This window comes from Streptomyces sp. NBC_01515 (assembly GCF_045040345.1).
Lineage (GTDB): Bacteria > Actinomycetota > Actinomycetes > Streptomycetales > Streptomycetaceae > Streptomyces.
This window is the reverse complement of sequence record NZ_CP109416.1, coordinates 10,574,622-10,594,062: the sequence shown is the minus strand read 5'-3', so window position 1 is coordinate 10,594,062 and position 19,441 is coordinate 10,574,622. Positions and strand designations below refer to the sequence as shown.

The following is a 19,441-nucleotide window of genomic DNA, read 5'->3' as shown; positions in this document are numbered from 1 at the left end:
TCTGCCGCGCAGATGACAGGCTGTCAGCGGGAATTCCCCGCCGATGGTGGTCCGGCCGCGAGGAGAGGAGGTTCGGTCAATGACGCTCGAACTGGCCTGGTTGCGTACCTGGGTCGAGGTCGTGGATACCGGCGGTTTCACCAGAGCGGCCGAAAAGCTGCATCTGTCGCAACCGCGTGTCTCGGCACACATCGCGAATCTGGAACGCGAACTCGGCTGTCTGCTCATCGAACGCCGTATCCGACCGCTCACCCTCACCGACGACGGACGTGCTCTGCTCGCCCGGGCACGGTCGGTTCTCGCCGCCGCCGACGAATTGGTCACCGCGCGCCAGACCGACCGAGGTGATATCTCCGGAACGGTCACGGTCGCGAGTTTCGCCAGCGGGAGTTCGGAATTCCTCCCGGCGGTCATCACGGCACTCCAGAAGGAGTATCCGCGGATCCGGGTGGCGGTCCTGGACGGGGACGCGGGCTTCATCGAGGCGGCGCTGTCCGAGCGGCGGGTCTCGGTGGCCCTGCGCCCGGTCCGGCCCGAGCCGCACGACCACGGGTTCACCATGCGTCCGCTGTGGCGGGAACCCTTCGTCATGCTCGCCCCGACCGGTCATCCGCTGCTCAAGAAGAGCGGGATCGAACTCGCGGACTTCGCGGACCAACGCGTCATCACGATCGGCGATCCCCTCGCGAATACGGTCGTCGGATACGAGGCCGAGGTCGAATTGAGCATCAAGGATCTGGTCGCACCCTCCGGAACCGTCTCCCATCAGCCGACCACGCTCGGTGCGATGGTCCGCGCCGGACACGGAATCGGCATCATCAACTATCTGGGCGCGGTGATGATCCTGCGCGAGGGAATGGAGATGCGCCCCATTCAGCGTCTCAACCGCTATCGGGACGTGGGAATCTGGTGGCACTCGGAACGACCACTGGGCGCCGCCGCACAAGCATTCATCCGAGCGGTGATAAGAACGCCGAGGCCTGAAGGCACGACCGCCGTTCCACCGGTGTGAAGCGACCCGGATCCATTCGCGGAACGAATGTCGCTCATCCGTTGGTCGGCGTTGACGATCGCGTGCGCCCGGGGCGAGGTTGAGGGAACGAGAGGCAGAGCGAATGGAGTCACGATGGCCGATGTCCGCACGTACACGAATCTCGATGTGGCGGTCCGCAATGACACGTCGGACGTGGGTGAGGGGCCGGTGTTCGATCCTCGTACCGGGCATCTCCTCTGGGTCGACATCTACGGCCGCAAGATTTTTCAAGACAGCCTGTCCGCCGGTCGACAGACCGTCACGGACGTCGGCACGATGATCGGCGCGGTAGCACCGCGTGCGACGGACGACGGTTTCGCCGTCGCGGTGGCGGACGGCTTCGGCTACGTCACCGCCGACGGGCTGACCCTGGTCGACGCGGTCCTCCCCGAGCCGAACCTGCGCATGAACGACGGCAAGGTGGACTCCCGCGGCAGGTTCTGGGCAGGCAGCAACGACATGGAGTTCGCACCGGGCCAGGGCCGGCTGCACCGGTGGGACGGCGACGGCCCGAGCGTCGTCGTCGCGGACGGACTCGTCCTGCCGAACGGGCTCGGCTGGAACGCCGAGGACACCGTCATGTACCTCGCCGACAGCTACGCCAACCTCCTGTACCGCGCGGACTTCCACGCCGAGCCGGGAGAACTCGGCCGCCTGGAGGTGCTGACCAAGACCGAGGGAGTCGGCGTACCGGACGGCCTCGCGGTCGACGTCGAGGGCTGCTTCTGGGTGGCCATGCACGGCGGACGCGAAGTACGGCGCTACGACCCGACGGGCCGCGTCGTCGGGCTCGTACCGGTGCCCGTGCTCCAGCCGACGAGTTGTGCCTTCGGCGCGGACGGCCGCCTGTTCATCACCTCCGCCCGGAACGGCCTCTCCGCCGAGGAGTTGACCAACTCCCCGCTCTCCGGCTCCGTGTTCGTCGTCGAGACCGGGACGGAGGGGGTTCCCGTCCGGCCGTTCCGCGCCTGACCCAACCGCCCTTCCGGCCCACCTCCCCTCGGGGCAGCGCGCATTCGTATTCCGGATGACGGACCATCGATAACCGTCTTTCCCCTGTGGGGTGTTGGCGTCCTACGGTCGATCACGTGAACCATGAACGTCGTGACGCAGAGGGACCGGGACCGGGTCCAGGACCGGCGGCAACCGTCAGGCCGCTGGTGCCTCGTCCCGGCGTGGACGACATAGGGCTGCTTCTCGGGGATGCGCCACGCGGAACGCTCCTCGAACTCGCCGACGGCACGACGCCGTCCGCCGAGGACATCCCCGCCGGGCACAAGGTCGCGCTGCACGCCATCCCGAAGGGCGCCCCGGTCCGCAAGTACGGCGAGGTCATCGGCGTGGCCCTGGCCGACATCCCGGCGGGTGGCCACGTCCACGTGCACAACCTGGGAGTCGGCCGCTGGGAGGCGCCGACTACGAGTACGTCACCGACGCGCACGCGACCGACCGCCGGCTCCCGCGCCCGCGACCACTTCCTCGGCTACCGCAGGGCCGACGGACGCGCGGCCACCCGGAACTACATCGTCGTCCTCCCGACCGTGAACTGCTCCGCCACGGTGGCCCGCATGATCGCCCTGCGCGCCGACGCCCTGCACAAGGGAACACCGGGCCTCGACGGCGTCATCGCGCTCCCGCACGACCTCGGCTGCGGAATGGCGGAGGGCACTCCCGGGGACGCGATCCTGCGGCGCACGCTCCGCGGTTACCTCGGCCACGCCAACGTCGCGGGCGCCCTCCTGATCAGCCTCGGCTGCGAGGTGAACCAGCCGGAGAACATCGTCGGCGTGAGCGACAGCACGAGCACGGAGATGCTCACCATCCAGCAACTCGGCGGCACGGCAGCCACGTTGAACACCGCACTGGACCGCATCGCGGACCTCGTGTCCCGCATCACCCAGACGCACCGCGTCCCGATCCCGCTCGCCGAACTCACTCTCGGCCTCCAATGCGGCGGCAGCGACGCCTACTCCGGCCTGACCGCCAACCCCACGCTAGGTGTGGCGGCGGACCTGCTCGTCGCGGCCGACGGCAAGGTCGTACTCGGCGAGACCCCGGAGATCTACGGCGCCCACCACCTCCTGCGGGACAGGGCAGCAACCCCGGAGGCGGCGGCCCGCATCGACCAACTCATCGCCTGGTGGCAGGAGTACACGGCCGCCAACGGCGCGACCCTCGACAACAACCCGTCGCGCGGAAACCGGGCCGGAGGCATCACGACCATCTGGGAGAAGTCCCTCGGCGCCGTACTCAAGTCCGGGACCAGTCCGCTGAACGACGTCATCGACTACGCGGAGCCGGTCACCGCGCCGGGCCTCACCTTCATGGACACCCCCGGCTACGACCCGGTGTCGGCCACCGGCATGGTCGCCGGCGGCGCGAACCTGCTCGCCTTCACGACCGGCCGCGGCTCACTCTTCGGCTCCCGTCCCGCCCCCTGCCTGAAGATCAGCACCACCAGCGGGCTCTACGAACGGATGCGCGGCGACATCGACTTCGACGCCGGGCCCGCGATGAGCCACGCCGATCAACTCACATACGGCACAGCCCTGTTCGAGGCACTCGTGGACATGGCCTCCGGTGCGGGGAGCAAGTCCGAGGCGCTCGGGTTCGGGACGGAGGAGATCGTCCCCTGGCGCATGGGAGCGGTCCTGTAAAGGTCAACCACGCTCTCGGTACAGGTCACGCAGCATCGCGATCTCGGCTCCGTGGTGCAGCACTTCCTGGTTGACCCACCACACGATGTCGATGAACGGCTCCTCCGCGTCGCTGCCGTGCGGATAGGTGCAGTACCCCACGGTGTCGAGCGCGGCCTCGCCGGCATTCACCAGCGCCTCCCGCCAGGCACCCGCACCCGCGTCGAAGGCATCGATCGCACCGACGGCGTCGCCGCTGACGGAGAAGTCGTCGCGGGTCAACGTACGGCTTCCGGCCGTGTGGTCGGCACGGAGGGTCAGCAGCTCGGTGAGGTGGCTCAGCCGCCAGGCGATGGTGGTGAAGGGCGGCGGCCACGGGTGCGGATAGGCGGCGGCGTCGCGCCCCCAATCACCCTGTCCCGTCAGGGCAGTTGCCCGCGCTCCGGGCCCGTCCGTCCGCCGTCGCACCGACCAGCAGTCCGGCACCGGCTCCCAGAGGTACTCCGCGTCGGTCATGGGCCCGACCCGGGTGTCCGTCCCGTCGCCGCTGTCCATGACGGGTCCTGTCATCCGGCTGGAGAGACGTTCGCACGCGAAGTCGAACTGTTCCAGAAGAGGTACCAGACGGGGTGGGATCACGGGGCACTCCTGTGGCGAGCCGGTCGGGTTTCGATACGGCGGTCTGCCGACCCGGCAACCTAACAGCGTCCCTGCCCGGCCGCCCCTCAATTACGGGGTCCGGGCGCGCAGTCGGCGCAGCATCCGGGCGTCCTCGAACCCGACCGTGCGCGCGGCGGCGTCGATCGTGGCGCCGTGGCTGATGAGGTGCTCGGCGCGTTCCAGGCGCAGGGTCTGTTGGTAGCGCAGCGGGGTGAGCCCGGTGGCCCGGCCGAAGAGACGGGTCAGGGTGCGCTCGCTGACGCCGACTGCCGCAGCGAGGGCGGGCAGCGGAAGTGCCTCGTCGAAGCGGGTGTCGATGAGGTCCTGGGCGCGGTGCACCGTGTCGTCCAGGTGGGACCGGTGCCGCAGCATCGCGCTGGTCTGCGGTTCGTGGCCGTTGCGGCGGGCGTAGACGACCATGTCCCGGGCGATCTGCGCGGCCACGGCGGGGCCGTGCCGGGTGGCGACGAGGTGCAGGGCGAGGTCGATGCCGCTGGCGATGCCGGCCGAGGTGATGACCCGGTCGTCGGTGGTGAACAGGACGTCGCGGACGACCGTCGCCTTCGGGTGGCGCAGGGCGAGTTCGTCCTGGACGTCGTGGTGGGTGGTGCAGTGGCGGCCGTCGAGGAGTCCGGCCCGGCCGAGCGCGTCGGCTCCGGCGCAGACGCTGGCCACCGTCCCGCCCCGGGCGTGGTGGTCCCGGAGCGCCCGCAGCGTCGTAGCGCCGATGGCGGGTGCGTCGGCCAGGGTGACGGCACGCCATCCCGGCACCACGATCAGATCCTCGGGGCCCAGCTCGGGCCAGTCGAGCCCGGCGGCCAGCGGCAGCCCCTGGGCGCTGGTGACCTGGGGCTGCTCGGCGACGTAGGAGAGCGTGTAGGGGTGCCCGAAGTCGGCGGACGTGGAGAAGACCTGCGCGGGGCCTGCCAGGTCCAGCAGGTGGACTCCGGGTACCAGGAAGAAGACGACGTGGCTCACGATCCGGTCATCATGCCTGATGTGCGGCGGCGGCTTCCAGTTGGTCGACCGTCGCGATGGTGGCGAAGCGGCCGGCGAGGGCGTACTCGGTGCGCCGGATGACCTCGTCGGCGGGGAGGGTACGGGGGTCGGCGAGGAGTTCGGCGACGGTCTGGTCGGCGGGGGCGTCGCGGTGCGGGATGGGGTTCGTCGCGGTCGCGTCGGTGACGAAGGTGACCTGGTAGCCGAAGTCGCTCGCGACCCGGGTCGTGGTCTCGACGCACTGCTCGGTGCGGATGCCGCAGACGGTGATCTCGCGGACACCGCGTTCGGTGAGGAGCTGTTGCAGGTTGGTGGTGGTGAAGGCGTTGTGCGAGGTCTTGTGGAGGAGCGGTTCGCCGTCCGCGCGCTCCAGTCCGTCGATGAGCCGCACGTGGCCGAGGGCCGGGTCGAAGACGTCGCCGCTGCCGGGCTCGGAGTGCAGCACCCACACCACGAGGTCACCGGCCCGGCGGGCGAGCTGGACCAGCCGGTTCGCCTGTTCGGCGATCTTCGGGTCGGAGATGGTCTCCCACAGCGGGCGGGCGCGGAAGGATTCCTGGACGTCGATGACGATCAGTGCTCGGGTCATGTCCCAAGACTGCGCCGTGCGGGCGGCGCGGCGACAGGCCGCATCGGGTCCGGGACCGGACCGATCCGGTCACCGGGTCGAACGGCCTGCCGCCGTACCACCTGCCTGAAGACACCGGTCACCGGTTCGCGCCGCCTCCCGCCGTACCGCCTGCCTCAACTCCGGCCAGCGGGTCGAACCGCCCGCCGCCGACCCGCCAACCTCAACTCAGGGCACCGGGTCGAACCGCCCGCCGCCGAAGTGCCTACCTCAACTCCGGTCAGCAGGTCGAACCGCCCACCGCTGGCCCGACCACCTCAACTCCGGTCGCCGGATCGACCCGTCCGCCGCCGTACCGCCTACCTCAGTTCGACGAGCAGGTCGCCGCCCTCCACCTGCTGGATGCGGTTGATCGCGAGGCGGGAGACGCGGCCGGACTTGGGTGCGGTGATCGACGCCTCCATCTTCATGGCCTCGATCGTGGCGACGGTGACACCGGCCTCCACCTCGTCGCCCTCCTCGACCGCGAGGGTGACCACGCCCGCGAACGGGGCCGCGACATGACCCTGGTTGGTGCGGTCGGCCTTCTCGGTGACGGGGATGTCGGAGGCGGCTGCGGTGTCGCGGACCTGGATCGGGCGGAGTTGCCCGTTCAGCGCGGACATCACCGTACGCAGCCCGCGTTCGTCGGCCTCGCCCACGGCCTCCAGCTCGATCAGGAGACGGACACCGGGCTCCAGGTCGACCGTGTACTCCTTGCCGGGCCGGATGCCGTAGAAGAAGTCCTTGCTGTCGAGGACGCTGGTGTCGCCGTAGGTCTGGCGGTGGGTCTCGAACTCGCGGGTCGGGCCGGGGAACAGGAGGCGGTTGAGGGTGGCGCGGCGGTCCTTGTCGAGGGCCGTGCGGTCCTCGGGGCTGAGTTCCTGGACGGGCTTGGGTGCGGCGCGGCCCTGGAGCGCCTTGGTGCGGAACGGCTCGGGCCAGCCGCCGGGCGGGGTGCCCAACTCGCCGCGCAGGAAGCCGATCACGGAGTCCGGGATGTCGTACCGGTCGGGGGACGCCTCGAAGTCGGCGGGGCTCACTCCGGCGCCGACGAGGTGCAGGGCGAGGTCTCCGACGACCTTCGACGACGGGGTGACCTTCACCAGGTGGCCGAGGATGCGGTCGGCGGCGGCGTACATCGCCTCGATGTCCTCGAAGCGGTCGCCGAGGCCGAGCGCGATGGCCTGGGTGCGCAGGTTGGAGAGCTGGCCGCCGGGGATCTCGTGGTGGTAGACGCGGCCGGTGGGTGAGGCGAGGCCCGCCTCGAAGGGGGCGTAGATCTTGCGGACGCTCTCCCAGTACGGCTCCAGGTCGCCGATGGCCTGGAGGTCGAGGCCGGTGGGGCGGTCGGAGTAGTCGGTCGCGGCGACGATCGCGGAGAGGGACGGCTGCGAGGTGGTGCCCGCCATGGAGGCCACCGCCCCGTCCACGGCGTCCGCGCCGGCCTGGATCGCCGCGAGGTAGGTCGCGAGCTGACCGCCCGCCGTGTCGTGGGTGTGCAGGTGGACCGGCAGGCCGAACTCCCGGCGCAGCGCCGATACGAGCGTCGCGGCGGCGGGTGCACGCAGCAGGCCCGCCATGTCCTTCACCGCGAGGACATGGGCGCCCGCCTCGACGATCTGTTCCGCGAGGCGAAGGTAGTAATCGAGCGTGTACAGGCGCTCGTTGGGGTCGGACAGGTCCGAGGTGTAGCAGAGGGCGACCTCGGCGATCGACGTTCCGGTGGCGCGTACGGCGTCGATGGCCGGGCGCATCTGGCCGACGTCGTTGAGCGCGTCGAAGATGCGGAAGATGTCGATGCCGGTGGCGGCGGCCTCCTGGACGAAGGCGTCGGTCACCTGGGTCGGGTACGGCGTGTAGCCGACGGTGTTGCGGCCGCGCAGCAGCATCTGGAGGCAGATGTTGGGGACGGCCTCGCGCAGAGCGGCCAGCCGGTCCCAGGGGTCCTCGGCGAGGAAGCGCAGCGCGACGTCGTAGGTGGCACCGCCCCAGCACTCAAGGGAAAGCAGTTGGGGCACGGTGTGGGCGACGACCGGGGCGACCGCGAGGAGGTCCTTGGTGCGGACGCGGGTGGCGAGGAGCGACTGGTGGGCGTCGCGGAAGGTGGTGTCCGTGACGCCGATCGTCGGCGACTCGCGCAGATGGCGGGCAAAGCCCTCGGGGCCGAGTTCGGCGAGCAACTGCCGTGAACCGGCCGGGGGTTCACCGGTCGGGACGGGCGGCAGCTTGGTGGTCGGGTCGATCAGGTCGGGGCGCTCGCCGTGCGGCTTGTTGACCGTGACGTCGGCCAGGTAGGTGAGCAACTTGGTGCCGCGGTCGGCCGATTGACGGGCCGTCAGCAGCTGCGGGCGCTGCTCGATGAACGAGGTGGTGATCCGCCCGGCCTGGAAGTCCGGGTCGTCCAGCACCGCTTGCAGGAACGGGATGTTGGTGGACACACCGCGGATGCGGAACTCGGCGACGGCACGCCGGGCCCGGTTGACGGCGGTGGTGAAGTCCCGGCCCCGGCAGGTGAGTTTGACCAGCATGGAGTCGAAGTGCGCGCTGATCTCCGTACCCGCGTGGGTGGTTCCGCCGTCGAGGCGGATGCCGGAGCCGCCGGGCGAGCGGTAGGCGCTGATCCGGCCGGTGTCCGGGCGGAAGCCGTTGGCGGGGTCCTCGGTGGTGATACGGCACTGGAGGGCGGCGCCGTGCAGGGTGACCGTCTCCTGGGAGAGGCCGAGGTCGGCGAGGGTCTCCCCGGAGGCGATCCGCAGCTGGGCCTGGACGAGGTCGACGTCGGTGACCTCCTCGGTGACCGTGTGCTCGACCTGGATGCGGGGGTTCATCTCGATGAAGACGTGCTTGCCGTGCGGGTCGAGGAGGAACTCGACGGTGCCCGCGTTGCGGTACCCGATCTCGCGGGCGAAGCGCACGGCATCGGCGCAGATCCGGTCGCGCAGCTCGGGGTCGAGGTTGGGCGCGGGGGCCAGCTCGACGACCTTCTGGTGGCGGCGTTGCAGCGAGCAGTCGCGCTCGAAGAGGTGGATGACGTTGCCCTCGCCGTCGGCGAGGATCTGCACCTCGATGTGACGGGGGTCGACGACGGCCTTCTCCAGGAACACCGTGGCGTCGCCGAACGCGGACATGGCCTCGCGGGCCGCCGCCTCGATGGACTCGCGCAGGGTGGCCGGGTCCTCGACGCGGCGCATACCGCGTCCGCCGCCGCCCGCGACCGCCTTCACGAAGACGGGGAAGCCGATGTCCTCGGCGGCGCGCACCAGTTCGTCGACGTCCGTGGAGGGCGCGGAGGAGCCGAGCACCGGTACGCCGGCCGCGCGGGCGGCGGCGATCGCCGTGGCCTTGTTGCCGGTCATCTCCAGGATGTGGGCACTGGGACCGACGAAGGTGATGCCCGCCTCCTCGCAGGCGCGGGCGAGTTCGGGGTTCTCGGAGAGGAACCCGTAGCCCGGATAGACCGCGTCCGCTCCCGCGCGCCGGGCCGCGCGGACGATCTCCTCGACGGAGAGATAGGCGCGGACCGGATGCCCGGGTTCACCGATCTCGTAGGCCTCGTCGGCCTTGAGCCGGTGCAGCGAATTGCGGTCCTCGTGGGGGAAGACCGCGACCGTTCGCGCGCCCAGCTCATAGCCGGCGCGGAACGCCCTGATCGCGATCTCTCCACGGTTGGCGACCAGCACCTTGCGGAACATTCCCGATCCCTTCAGCCTGCCGATGACGTGCACCATGGTGTCGGCGCCGCCCCTATAACGCCATGTGAGCCGGGACACTAGTCGCAAACGTGTCCCGTGACGCGGTCCGCCGGGCCGACGGTAAAGAAATCGTATGGTCTAGTCCAAAGTGAGCTTTGGTCCAGTCCAATCCATTGACGTGGCCGCGACAGCGCCAGAAGCTGGGCGCCTCCCCCACTCCCACCGGAGGCACAACGTGACACGTCTTCGTGCATGTCTGGTCGCGGCGGCCGCCGTGACGACCGCCGCCGCGGGCACGACCGCGCTGGTCGCGACCAACGCCCAGGGCGCCACCAATGCGGCCACCGCGCTGAGCAACCGCTGGTACGCCGCGGCCCCCTATCTGATGCCGACGGACAACAACCCGCCGGACGCGGGCGCCATCATGGACGCCACCGGCCTCAAGGCCTTCCAGCTCGCCTTCGTCCTCGCCCCCAACGGCGGCGGCTGCTCCCCCACCTGGGGCGGCACCTCACCGGTCTCCTCGGACACCGCCGTCCAGTCGGTGATCAACACGATCCGCGCCAAGGGCGGCGACGTCTCCGTCTCCATCGGCGGCTACGGCGGCACCAAGCTCGGCCAGGCCTGCTCCGACCCGGCCTCGACGGCGGCGGCGTACCAGCAGGTGATCACCAAGTACGGCCTGCACGCGATCGACTTCGACCTGGAGGAGCCGGAGTACGAGAACACCGCGGCCATCCACAACGAGATCGGCGCGGCCAAGATCCTCCAGCAGAACAACGCGGGCCTGTACGTCTCCGTCACCACGGCCGGTACGGCGGACGGCACGGGGTGGTTCGGAAAGCAGATGTTGCTGGAAGCGAAGTCGCAGGGCTTCACGCCGAACAACTTCTCCATCATGCCGTTCGACGGCGGCTTCAGCGGCGCGGCCTCGCAGACCAGCGCGCTCACCAACTTCAACTCCATCCTGCAGTCCACGTTCGGCTGGGACCAGGCGACCGCGTACGCCCATGAGGGCTTCTCGGGCATGAACGGCCGCAGTGACACCGGCGAGTACTTCACCCAGGCGGACTTCCAGACCGTCCTGAACTACGCCACCAGCCACAACATGGACCGCTTCACGTTCTGGTCCCTCAACCGCGACCGCCAGTGCAGTCCGGTCGACAACGGCGGTACGACGTCCGGGACTTGCTCCAGCGTGGCGCAGAACGCGTGGGACTTCGCCAAGTACTCGGTGCAGTTCGCGGGCGTGACCCCGCCGACCTCGACACCCACGCCGACCCCGACGCCCACCCCCGGTACGTGCAAGACGGCGTGGAGTTCCACGGCCGTCTACACGCAGGGCAACGAGGTGTCGTACGGCAACCACAACTGGGTGGCCAAGTGGTGGACCCAGAACGAGGTGCCCGGTGCCTCCCAGTGGGGCCCCTGGCAGGACGAGGGCTCCTGCTGATCCGGCGGGATCAGTAGGACATGGGCTGCGACGTCAAGTAGGCCTTGAGAAAGGCGTACTTGGCGTCGCTGTCCGCTGTGGGGAGCGTGGCGAAGTGGTCGCCGAGTTCCATCGTCCGCGGGGTTCCGGTGTCCAGGGCCGGCCACGTGGTGAGGCCGCCGCCGTTCGGGTCGCCGGTGGCCGCGAAGTTCGCCACGTACGAGGCGGTGGTGTCGGCGATGTCGTAGTCGCGCCCCGTCCACGGCCGGTCGGTGTTGTAGAGGAACCCGAGCAGGTAGTAGACGTCGGCCCCGTCGAAGGCGCCCGAACTGCCGCTCCCGACAACGGGGTTGGTGGCGTCGTGGCCCGGCGGGACCCGGGTCCAGAAGTAGGTGTGGACCGGGCCGCGATTGCCCGCGGTGTCCTCGAACTGGCCGCCCCACAGGAAGGTCGAGACCCGTTCCTCGTCCCGCGCGTAGGCGTTGTACTGCGTGGTCGCCTCGGCGTCGGTGGTCGCCGGGTACAGGGCGAGGAAGGTGTCCGTGAGGCCGACGGGCCCGAACTGGCTCTCGGCGTAGGCCTGGTACTCGGCCAGCGTGAGTGAATCACTGTTCCCGTCACGGCAGTTACCGGTGAGGACGGGTACGTCGGTCTCCCCGCCCGCCTCCATGGCGGCGGTGTACGTGCTCGGCAGGACGTATCCGTCGAGCACGTCGCCGAAGGCGGTCGCGTCGGCCGGCGCGTCGGCGGCATAGGTCCGCGCCACGATCTCGTCGGCCGAAAGCGCGCGCAGGTCGGTGAGGCCCGAGCAGTCCAAGTAGGCCGCGAAGGCAGTCCCGTTGGTCTCCGCGTCCGCCAACGTACGGTAGCCGTACGGTGGTTGACCGAGCGCGGGGTCCTTCGTGTAGTGCACGCCCGACGGCAGCAGGGCCCGGTGGAACAGGCCTCGGGCCGCCTGCGAGGCCATCAGGACGTCGACGAGGTTCGCGCCGTTCTGCCAGCCGCCGAGCGTCACCCGGTCCGGGTCGCCGCCGAACGCGGAGATGTTCCGGGACACCCACTCCAGGGCCGCTACGACGTCCAGGGCGCCCCAGTTGCCGGAGGCGGCGTGCCCGGACTCGGCGCTCAGGTCGGGGTGGGCGAGGTCGGCGAAGGGGCCGACGCGGTGGTTGACGCTGACGAAGACGACGCCCTTGTTGGCCAGCAGGGAGCCGTTGTACATCTCCTGTCCGGTCCAGATCGCGGTGTCACGGCCGCCCGGGAGCCAGACCAGGACCGGTCTGCTGTCGCCCGAAGTCGCCGCGCCGGTCCAGATGTTGAGGTTGAGGCAGTCCTCGCTCAGGGACGGCACCTGGTCGCTCGGGATGCCCGAGACGGGCTGCGGGCAGGCGGGACCCCAGGCGTTCGCCTTGCGGATCCCGTCCCAGGACGGCGCGGGCCGGGGCGGGCGCCAGCGGTTGGCGCCTGCGGTGGTGTCCGCGTACGGGATGCCCTTGTAGGCGACGATGCCTTTCAACCCGCCCTGGATACCGGTGACTTGGCCGGACTCCGTGGTCACGGGGTCGTCGGCGCTCCGGCTGGTGAGTCGGTCGGCGGCCGACGCGACACCGGAGTCGAGGCCGGTCGCCAGCACAGCGGCGGCGGTACCGGCGAGAAAGCCACGGCGGTTGAGGTCTCGCGAGCGCACAGGAACTCCCTGTCGAGTGGGGGGACGGGCGAGTCGGACCATGCTCGGGCGACCGCCCAAGCGCGGCAAGCGGAACGCCCGGACTCACAGACTCGACAGTTTCGACAGCTGTTCGACAGTTCAACTCGCTTGCTATCGAAGGATGTTGACCGCCCGCGCGACGACCAGGACGACGATCGACACGGAGACCGAGGACTGGCCCATCATCAGCATCTTGGCCCAGCGGGAGAGCGGCATCACGTCGGTCGGGCTGAAGGCGGTGGAGTTGGTGAAGGACAGGTACAGGTAGTCCAGGAACACCGGTTCCCAGTCCGGCGGCGCGGTCTCGGGGCTCTGCATCTGGACGAAGAGGAAGTCGGCGTACTGGTGGTGCCCCATGACCCGCGCCATCGGCCCGCCGCGGTCCCACTCCCAGTACCAGAGGGCGAACACGATGACGTTGGTCAGCCAGATGGCACCGCCGGTCAGCAACAGCGGCCCGGCGTCCAGCCCCTCGGTGCCCCTGACCAGGCCCACCACCAACCGGGCCGCCGACCAGCTGTTGGCCAGGCTGATCACGCCCGTCAGGACCAGGCTCGGCCAGCGCAGCCACCGAGCGCCGGGCTCGATCCGCGTGGGATTGGCGACGAACAGGCCGACCATCAGCGCGATTTCGAGGGCCGGCAGCAGCCAGTACGGCTGGAAGGCGAGCCGGTGCGGCAGCATCAGTTGCAGGGCGAGCGCCACCAGGATCACGGCGGACACCGCCCACCGTGTCTCGCCGCGCGTCACCCGGCGCCACGCGGGCACCACATCGCGCCCGCCGTCCTCCAGCAGCCGCTCGATCCTGGCCAAGCGGTTGCTGGAGTCGTCTCTACCGTCCGTCATGGCAGCGATTGTCCCCGGTGAGGGGTCGATCGCACGACGCGCCCCACCCTGGACGCCTGCGGATGTTCCGGCCGGTCGCGGCTGCCCGCCACCGACCGGCCCCGGCGGCTCGGCCCCGCAGCGGTTCCGCGAGTCGTCCCGGCGCCCCCGCGGCCGACGCGACCCGGGCGGGCACCACGACGGTGTATCCGGCCGGTCCCGGTCAGGCCCGCGGCGGCTCCGCCAGCCGCCCCAACAGCCCGGCGACCAGGGCGGTCTGCGCGGGCACGGTGTCCGGGTAGATGAACTCGCCCTGGGCATGCGCCCCGTCGCCGACCGCCCCCATGCCGCACAGCACCGGCAGACCGAGCGCGGCGACGAAGTTGGCGTCACTCGCACCACCGACGGCCGTGTCGCGCAGGCCGTCACGCCCCTGCTCGCGGGCGACCGCGCGGGCCAGGTCGAGCAGGGGTGCGGAGGCGGCGTTGAGGGTCATCGGGGGCCGGTTCCAGGCGTGGTCGATCTCGATGCGGACGCGCAGGTCGCTGACCTCGATGGCGTCCAACTCCTCGTCCACCCGGGCCTGTTCGGCCGCGCTGCTGACCCGGATGTCGACCCCGGCGGTGGCCTGCCCGGCGACCACGTTGATGGCCGAACCGCCCTTGATCAGGCCGGTGTTGATCGTCGTGCCCTTGTCGGGCGCGGCGACCTTCGCGGCGGCGACCACGAACTCGGACAGCGCGGTGATCGCGCTCGCCCCGTCCTGCGGCGCGAGCCCGGCATGCGACTCGACACCGGTGGCGGTGACGTGGAAGATCCCCGTGCCCTTGCGGGCGGTCTTCACCGCGCCGTGGGCACTCGGCTCCAGCACCAGAGTGACGTCGACCTTCTGCGCGACCTCCTCGATCACCGGCCGCGAGGACAGGGACCCGATCTCCTCGTCACCGTTGAAGAGAAACGTGACGGTGGGCAACGGCACACCGCTCTCCCGGGCCAGCTTGAGCGCCCAAATCCCTTGCGCCAGACCGGTCTTCATGTCGAAGATGCCGGGCCCGCTCAACCTCTCCCGCCCGTCCTCGGTCGCCTCCGACTGCTCCCATCCGGCGAGGGTCCCGGTCGGCCACACGGTGTCGTAGTGCCCGACGAGCGCGACATGCCCGGCGCCGGTGCCGCCGTAGGTCAGGGTGAGGGTGTCGCCGCACTCGCCCCCGGGACGGCGCTCCTCGTGGTCGGGCCGGCCGAGCCGCTGGACGGTCAGCTCGCGGAGCAGGTCCAGGCCGCTCGCGAGGCCGGGAAGGTCGTAGCTGCCGGTCTCGTGGCGGACGAGGGTCAGGATGTCCTCGACGATCTCCGAAGAGACGTCCTGGGCGCGGGCGGTGAGGGTGACGGCTGCGGGTGATGCGGTCATGATCTGCTTCCTGTACGGCGGTGGGGGGTGAAGTCCCTTGGCGGGGCGCCGGGTTCAGCTGATGCCGAGCGGGATGCCCAGCAGGTACCAGGCCACGAAGAACGCGACCCAGACCACCCACACGACGGCGGCGATCGGGATCGTGAAGGAGGCCAGGGTGCCGATGCCGGCGGACTTGCGGTACTGCTGGACGAAGCCCAGGGCCATGACGAAGTAGGGGCTCATCGGGGTGACGCAGTTGGTGACCGAGTCGGCGACGCGGTAGACGGCCTGGGTGGTCTCGGGCTCGATGCCGATGAGCATCAGCATGGGGACGAGGACCGGCGCGGCCAGCGCCCAGAGCGCGGAGCCGCTGGTGATGACGAGGTTCATGAAGGTGATGAGCACAGCGATGCCGACGAGCACGGTCCAGCCGTGGAGGTGCAGGTCGCGCAGGGTCTCAGCACCCTTGATGGCAAGAATATTGCCGATGTTCGTCCACTTGAAGTACGCGAGGAACTGGGCGATCGCGAAGAACAGGACGAGGATCGGCGCCATCGAGCGGGTGCCGTCGACCATCGCGCCGATGCTGTCGCGGGCGGCGGTGAAGGTGCCCGTCATCCGGCCGTAGACGGTGCCGAGCACGGCGAAGAACACGCCCAGGACGAGTGCCATGCCGCCGATCAGCGGGGAGTTGACGATGCCGCCGCCCTCGCCGCGCAGGGGTGAGGACAAGGGGATCATCGCCGCCGCGAGGAACGCGAGGAAGCCGACGGCGACCAGGCCGGTCGTGCGCAGGGCGCGCCGCTGCCGGTCGGTGACCTCGATCTCCGCCAACTCCTCGGCGCCCAGCGCGGCGACGGGCTCGTCGGGTTCCAGGTCGGAGCGGCGGGCGAGGACCTTGTCGACGACGAGGGTGATCACCAGCGCGACCAAGACGGACGAGCCGAGGCCGAAGAAGTAGTTGGCGACCGGGGTGACGACGTAGTGCGCGTCGATGGTGTGGGCGGCGGCCGTGGAGATCCCGGAGAGCAGGACGTCCGTGGTGGTGAGCGACGGGGAGGCGTCGTATCCGGCGGCGATCGAGACGTAGGCGACGACACAGCCGAGGACGGGGCTGCGGCCGGCGGCGCGGAAGACCAGGGCGCCGAGCGGGATGAGGGTGACGTAGGCGGCGTCTCCGGCGACATGGCTGACCATGGCCGTCATCGACAGGGCGAAGGTCAGGTACTTGCCCGGGACGCGCGCGACCATGCGGCGCAGCAGGGCGGAGAACAGTCCGCTCTTCTCGGCGACGGCGATGCCGAACATCACGGTGAGGATGGTGGCCAGCGGCGGGAAGGCCGCGTAGTTGTCGACGGCGCCCTCGACGGCCATGGTGAGGCCGTCCCTGCTGAGCAGGTTCTGCACCTTGATGGTCTCGTGCGTGCCGGGGTGCACGGCGGTGAGTCCGGTCGCCGCCAGGACGGCGCTGAGGACGGCGACGATTCCCGCGAGGATCCAGAACAGCCAGAACGGGTTGGGGAGTCTGTTGCCGGCCTTCTCGATCGCCGTCAGCCCACGGAACGCGGTGCGCAGGACTCTCGACTCGGGCTCGGTGGACGGGGGCTGAGGTTGAGCGGAGGTGACACTCATCGGTACCTCTTGGCGCGATGGGGGGATGTTCCTGCGAACAATGGCATCCAGGTGAGAGATTCTCTATATCTTGGAAGTAACGGTGGGATTAAACAGCACCTTAGAGTGAGGCCCTATGACCCGTCCTCTCCTCGACGAGCTCGACCGGCGCCTCATCGGCGCGCTGCACCTGGCGCCCCGGGCCACCTGGGACGACATCGGCGAGATCCTGGCCGCCGACGCCAGCACGCTCAAACGCCGCTACGACCGCTTGCACGAGGCACGCATGGTGCGCGTGATCGGGCAGGCCGACTGGGGCGTCCACTCCACGGCGATGCCCGTCCACGTCTTCCTGGACATCACCGGCGAGACCCCTCTCGCGGTCCTGCACCGGCTCCGTGACCTGCCCCACCTCCAGCTGCTGGCGCAGATCTCGGGCGACTACCCGCTCTACGCCGTCGTGCACGCCCCGTCCGAGGCGGCGACCAGCGAGGCGATCGACCGGATGTTCTCCGTGCCCGGCGTCCGGCGCGTCAACGCCCTGCCCGCGCTGAGCACGCTGCGCCGGGGCATCACCTGGGACCCGCAGTTCCTCACCGACACCGAGCGCGCCGACCTGCTGAAGCTCACCGGCTCCCGCCCCGAGGGCACGGCGACCGCGACTCCCCCGGCGAAGCCGCTCAGCGAGGCCGAGCGCGGGGTCGTGGCCCAGCTGCTCCGGGACGGCCGCGCGTCCGCCGCGAGCATCGCCCGCACCGCCGACCTGGCCACCTCCACCGCGCACCGCGTGGTCCGCCGGGTCCTGGACGAGGGCTGGGCCAAACCGCGGCTGGAGATCGTGTCGGAGTGGCTCGGCTTCCAGACCGCGTTCATCCTGCGGCTGCGCGTGGCGCCGGGTGCGACCCCCGAAGTGATGCGCCGCATCGACCAGTTGCCCCAGACCCGGCTCGCCGCGCACGTCGCCAGCGACATGTCCGTGCTCTCCACCGGCCTGGTCACCGACCGCGCCGCCCTCGCGCTCTTCGTCGACAACGAGCTGGCGAGGATCCCCGGCCTCCTCGGCGTCAGCGTCGCCGTGATGCTCGCCGAACCGCGCCGCTACTGGCTGGACCGCGACCTGACCACCGGCCTCGGCACGTTCCACGCACCCACCCTGCTGTGAGCAAGGGCGGGCGCCCCGGCACCGGGGTACCGGGGCGCCCGCCGCCCTCAACTCGCAAGCCTCGTACGGTCATCCGGTGCCGAAGGCTCCCGTGCTGTAGGCGCACTCCGTATAGATGTAGCCCGACCTGAGCTTCGCCGTGTCCGAGGCAGGCGTCGCGGTCGAACTGTCGGGGCGGTGCACGAAGTACGTCGTGCCGGTGGGCAGGCTGATCGTCTTCTGCGGGTAGTTCTTGCCGGAGCTGCACGGCTTGAACCCCCTCAGCAGGGTGGTGGTCAGGGAGTACGACGTGCAGCTTCCGCAGCCCTTGAGCGTGAAGCTGCCGGTCACCGGCCCGGTGTACAGGACGGTGATGTCGTCCGGGCTGTCGTTCTTGACGGTGACGGAGATGCTGCCGCCGGACGCGGTCGTCGGGAGCTTCTTGCCCGCGGCCGGGACCGTCTTCGCCACCTCGGCGGCGATCGCGATCTTCTTGGCCCGGGCGCGGTTCTTGTCGTGCGTGTTCTTCTTCACGAAGTCGTTCATCGTGGAGAGCGCCGAGTCGAAGTCGCCGTCCTTGTACTGGAAGACGCCGCACTGATAGGCACCGGAGTCGGCGTGGCTGCTGGCCTGTTGGGCATCCGCGCTCAGCGCGTCGGACACACCCGCCCCACCGCCCTGAAGACTCCCGATCTGGGTGGAGAGACTCTCCAACCCGCTGACGGCCGTGCACGGTTGACTACCCGTCACACCCTTCACCGCCGTGCTGACAGCCGACTTGACGGCGGGCTCGACCTGACCCGCCTGCGACGACTGCGGGAACGTGGCCAGCAGGTCGCCGAAGTTCGTCGACCAGTCAGCGCGTTGGGCGGCAAGACCGGTGGAGCCGCACTCGTACAGGGAGGTGGCCAGCCGGTCGTCGGGCCAGGTGGTGAGCGCGCCCAGTTCCTTCTTGCCGATGGTGCCGGGGACGGTCCGCAGATACTTCAACTGGGGTATCGCGTCACAGTAGTTCTTCTGCGTATAGGCGCCGGCGACCGTCGTGTAGAACGTCTTCAGTCGGTCGGGTACGCGCTTGGCCGCCCGTGAGCCGGAGTGGGCGCTGCTGAGGTCGTCGTAGGCGACGAGCGCCTGCCGGTAGTGGGGTTCGGCCGCCGAGAACGGCAACCTCCCCGAGTCCGCGACGAGTTGGTCGGCCTTCTCCAGCCGGTCGAGGAGCATCTGCTGGGTCGCCTCGTCGCGGGCGTTGTCGTAGAGGACGACTCCCCCGGCCGGTACGCCGAGCAGGACCAGGCCGAGGACGACCGCGACCGGGGTGGGCGAGGGCCAGGCGAGGCGGGTGCGCAGGCCGACCAACGCGCCGTGGACGGCGGCGAGTACGAGGAACACGACGTACAGGGTGACGAGGGCGCCCGAGACGCCGTCCGGGTCGGCGGGCAGGGCCACCAGCAGCAGCACGATGGTCGCGACCCAGCACACGGCCATGAGCAGCCAGCGGCGCATCAGCGCGTAACCGAGCCCGAGACCACTGAGGTTGAGGAGGCCGACCGCCACGGATCTGAGTCGATCCGGCGGGGCGGGGGGTGGGGACGACGGCATCGGTGGCACGGCGAACCCCTGGACAGACCCGTACTGATCCCCGGACATGATTCTCCCCCCGCTCAACAATGCCCCCGTTACCGTGACTTGTCAGTGTACGGTCGG

General features: G+C 70.1%; 14 protein-coding genes. 5 read left to right on the top strand and 9 right to left on the bottom strand.

From position 1 onward, the window contains the following. Nucleotides 1–79: 79 nt before the first annotated feature. From OG407_RS46835 to OG407_RS46825, 3 genes are all read left to right on the top strand, one after another. Nucleotides 80–1,012, top strand: a complete 933-nt coding sequence (locus tag OG407_RS46835) for a LysR family transcriptional regulator (RefSeq protein ID WP_329347991.1) — start codon at nt 80–82, stop codon at nt 1,010–1,012. Nucleotides 1,013–1,126: 114 nt separating this feature from the next. Continuing rightward, complete coding sequence (locus tag OG407_RS46830) at nt 1,127–2,005, top strand: SMP-30/gluconolactonase/LRE family protein (RefSeq protein ID WP_405867216.1); 879 nt, start codon at nt 1,127–1,129, stop codon at nt 2,003–2,005. Nucleotides 2,006–2,208: 203 nt separating this feature from the next. Next, nucleotides 2,209–3,690 (top strand): UxaA family hydrolase, encoded by a 1,482-nt coding sequence (locus tag OG407_RS46825; protein ID WP_405867214.1) that lies wholly within the window; start codon nt 2,209–2,211, stop codon nt 3,688–3,690. Between the two features lie 3 nt (nt 3,691–3,693). Here the strand turns inward: OG407_RS46825 and OG407_RS46820 are convergent, their stop codons facing one another. The 4 genes from OG407_RS46820 to OG407_RS46805 all read right to left on the bottom strand — a co-directional run bounded on the left by OG407_RS46820 (nt 3,694) and on the right by OG407_RS46805 (nt 9,630). After that, nucleotides 3,694–4,308 (bottom strand): DinB family protein, encoded by a 615-nt coding sequence (locus tag OG407_RS46820; RefSeq protein WP_405867212.1) that lies wholly within the window; start codon nt 4,306–4,308, stop codon nt 3,694–3,696. Nucleotides 4,309–4,398: 90 nt separating this feature from the next. Then, nucleotides 4,399–5,307 (bottom strand): GlxA family transcriptional regulator, encoded by a 909-nt coding sequence (locus OG407_RS46815; RefSeq protein ID WP_405867210.1) that lies wholly within the window; start codon nt 5,305–5,307, stop codon nt 4,399–4,401. A gap of 10 nt (nt 5,308–5,317) precedes the next feature. Further along, nucleotides 5,318–5,917 carry an isochorismatase family protein gene (locus OG407_RS46810; protein WP_329347996.1) on the bottom strand — a complete coding sequence of 200 codons (600 nt, stop codon included), beginning with the start codon at nt 5,915–5,917 and terminating at the stop codon, nt 5,318–5,320. A gap of 338 nt (nt 5,918–6,255) precedes the next feature. Further along, nucleotides 6,256–9,630, bottom strand: coding sequence for a pyruvate carboxylase (locus tag OG407_RS46805; protein WP_405867208.1), 3,375 nt, complete (start codon nt 9,628–9,630; stop codon nt 6,256–6,258). 235 nt (nt 9,631–9,865) lie between these two features. Between OG407_RS46805 and OG407_RS46800 the strand changes: the two genes are divergently transcribed. Continuing rightward, the gene (locus OG407_RS46800) at nt 9,866–11,083 is read left to right on the top strand and encodes a chitinase (protein ID WP_405867206.1); all 1,218 of its coding nucleotides are present in this window, start codon (nt 9,866–9,868) and stop codon (nt 11,081–11,083) included. 10 nt (nt 11,084–11,093) lie between these two features. Here OG407_RS46800 and OG407_RS46795 read toward each other — a convergent pair whose 3' ends face one another. The 4 genes from OG407_RS46795 to OG407_RS46780 form a co-directional block, all read right to left on the bottom strand. Beyond that, on the bottom strand, nt 11,094–12,749 hold the full coding sequence (locus OG407_RS46795) for a carboxylesterase/lipase family protein (RefSeq protein ID WP_405867204.1): 1,656 nt from the start codon (nt 12,747–12,749) through the stop codon (nt 11,094–11,096). Between the two features lie 132 nt (nt 12,750–12,881). Then, on the bottom strand, nt 12,882–13,616 hold the full coding sequence (locus OG407_RS46790) for a hypothetical protein (RefSeq protein WP_405867202.1): 735 nt from the start codon (nt 13,614–13,616) through the stop codon (nt 12,882–12,884). A gap of 202 nt (nt 13,617–13,818) precedes the next feature. After that, entirely contained in the window at nt 13,819–15,003 is a 1,185-nt protein-coding gene (locus OG407_RS46785) for a M20 family metallopeptidase (RefSeq protein ID WP_405867201.1), read from the bottom strand. Nucleotides 15,004–15,057: 54 nt separating this feature from the next. Next, nucleotides 15,058–16,617 (bottom strand): AbgT family transporter, encoded by a 1,560-nt coding sequence (locus OG407_RS46780; protein ID WP_405867200.1) that lies wholly within the window; start codon nt 16,615–16,617, stop codon nt 15,058–15,060. A 115-nt stretch (nt 16,618–16,732) separates the two neighbouring features. On the opposite strand from OG407_RS46780, the gene OG407_RS46775 reads away from it, so the two are divergent. Next, nucleotides 16,733–17,758: an Lrp/AsnC family transcriptional regulator gene (locus OG407_RS46775; protein WP_405867198.1), complete on the top strand. Its 1,026-nt coding sequence runs from the start codon at nt 16,733–16,735 to the stop codon at nt 17,756–17,758. 69 nt (nt 17,759–17,827) lie between these two features. On the opposite strand, the gene OG407_RS46770 is transcribed toward OG407_RS46775, so the two are convergent. Next, entirely contained in the window at nt 17,828–19,336 is a 1,509-nt protein-coding gene (locus OG407_RS46770; RefSeq protein WP_405868946.1) for a hypothetical protein, read from the bottom strand. Nucleotides 19,337–19,441 lie beyond the last annotated feature (105 nt).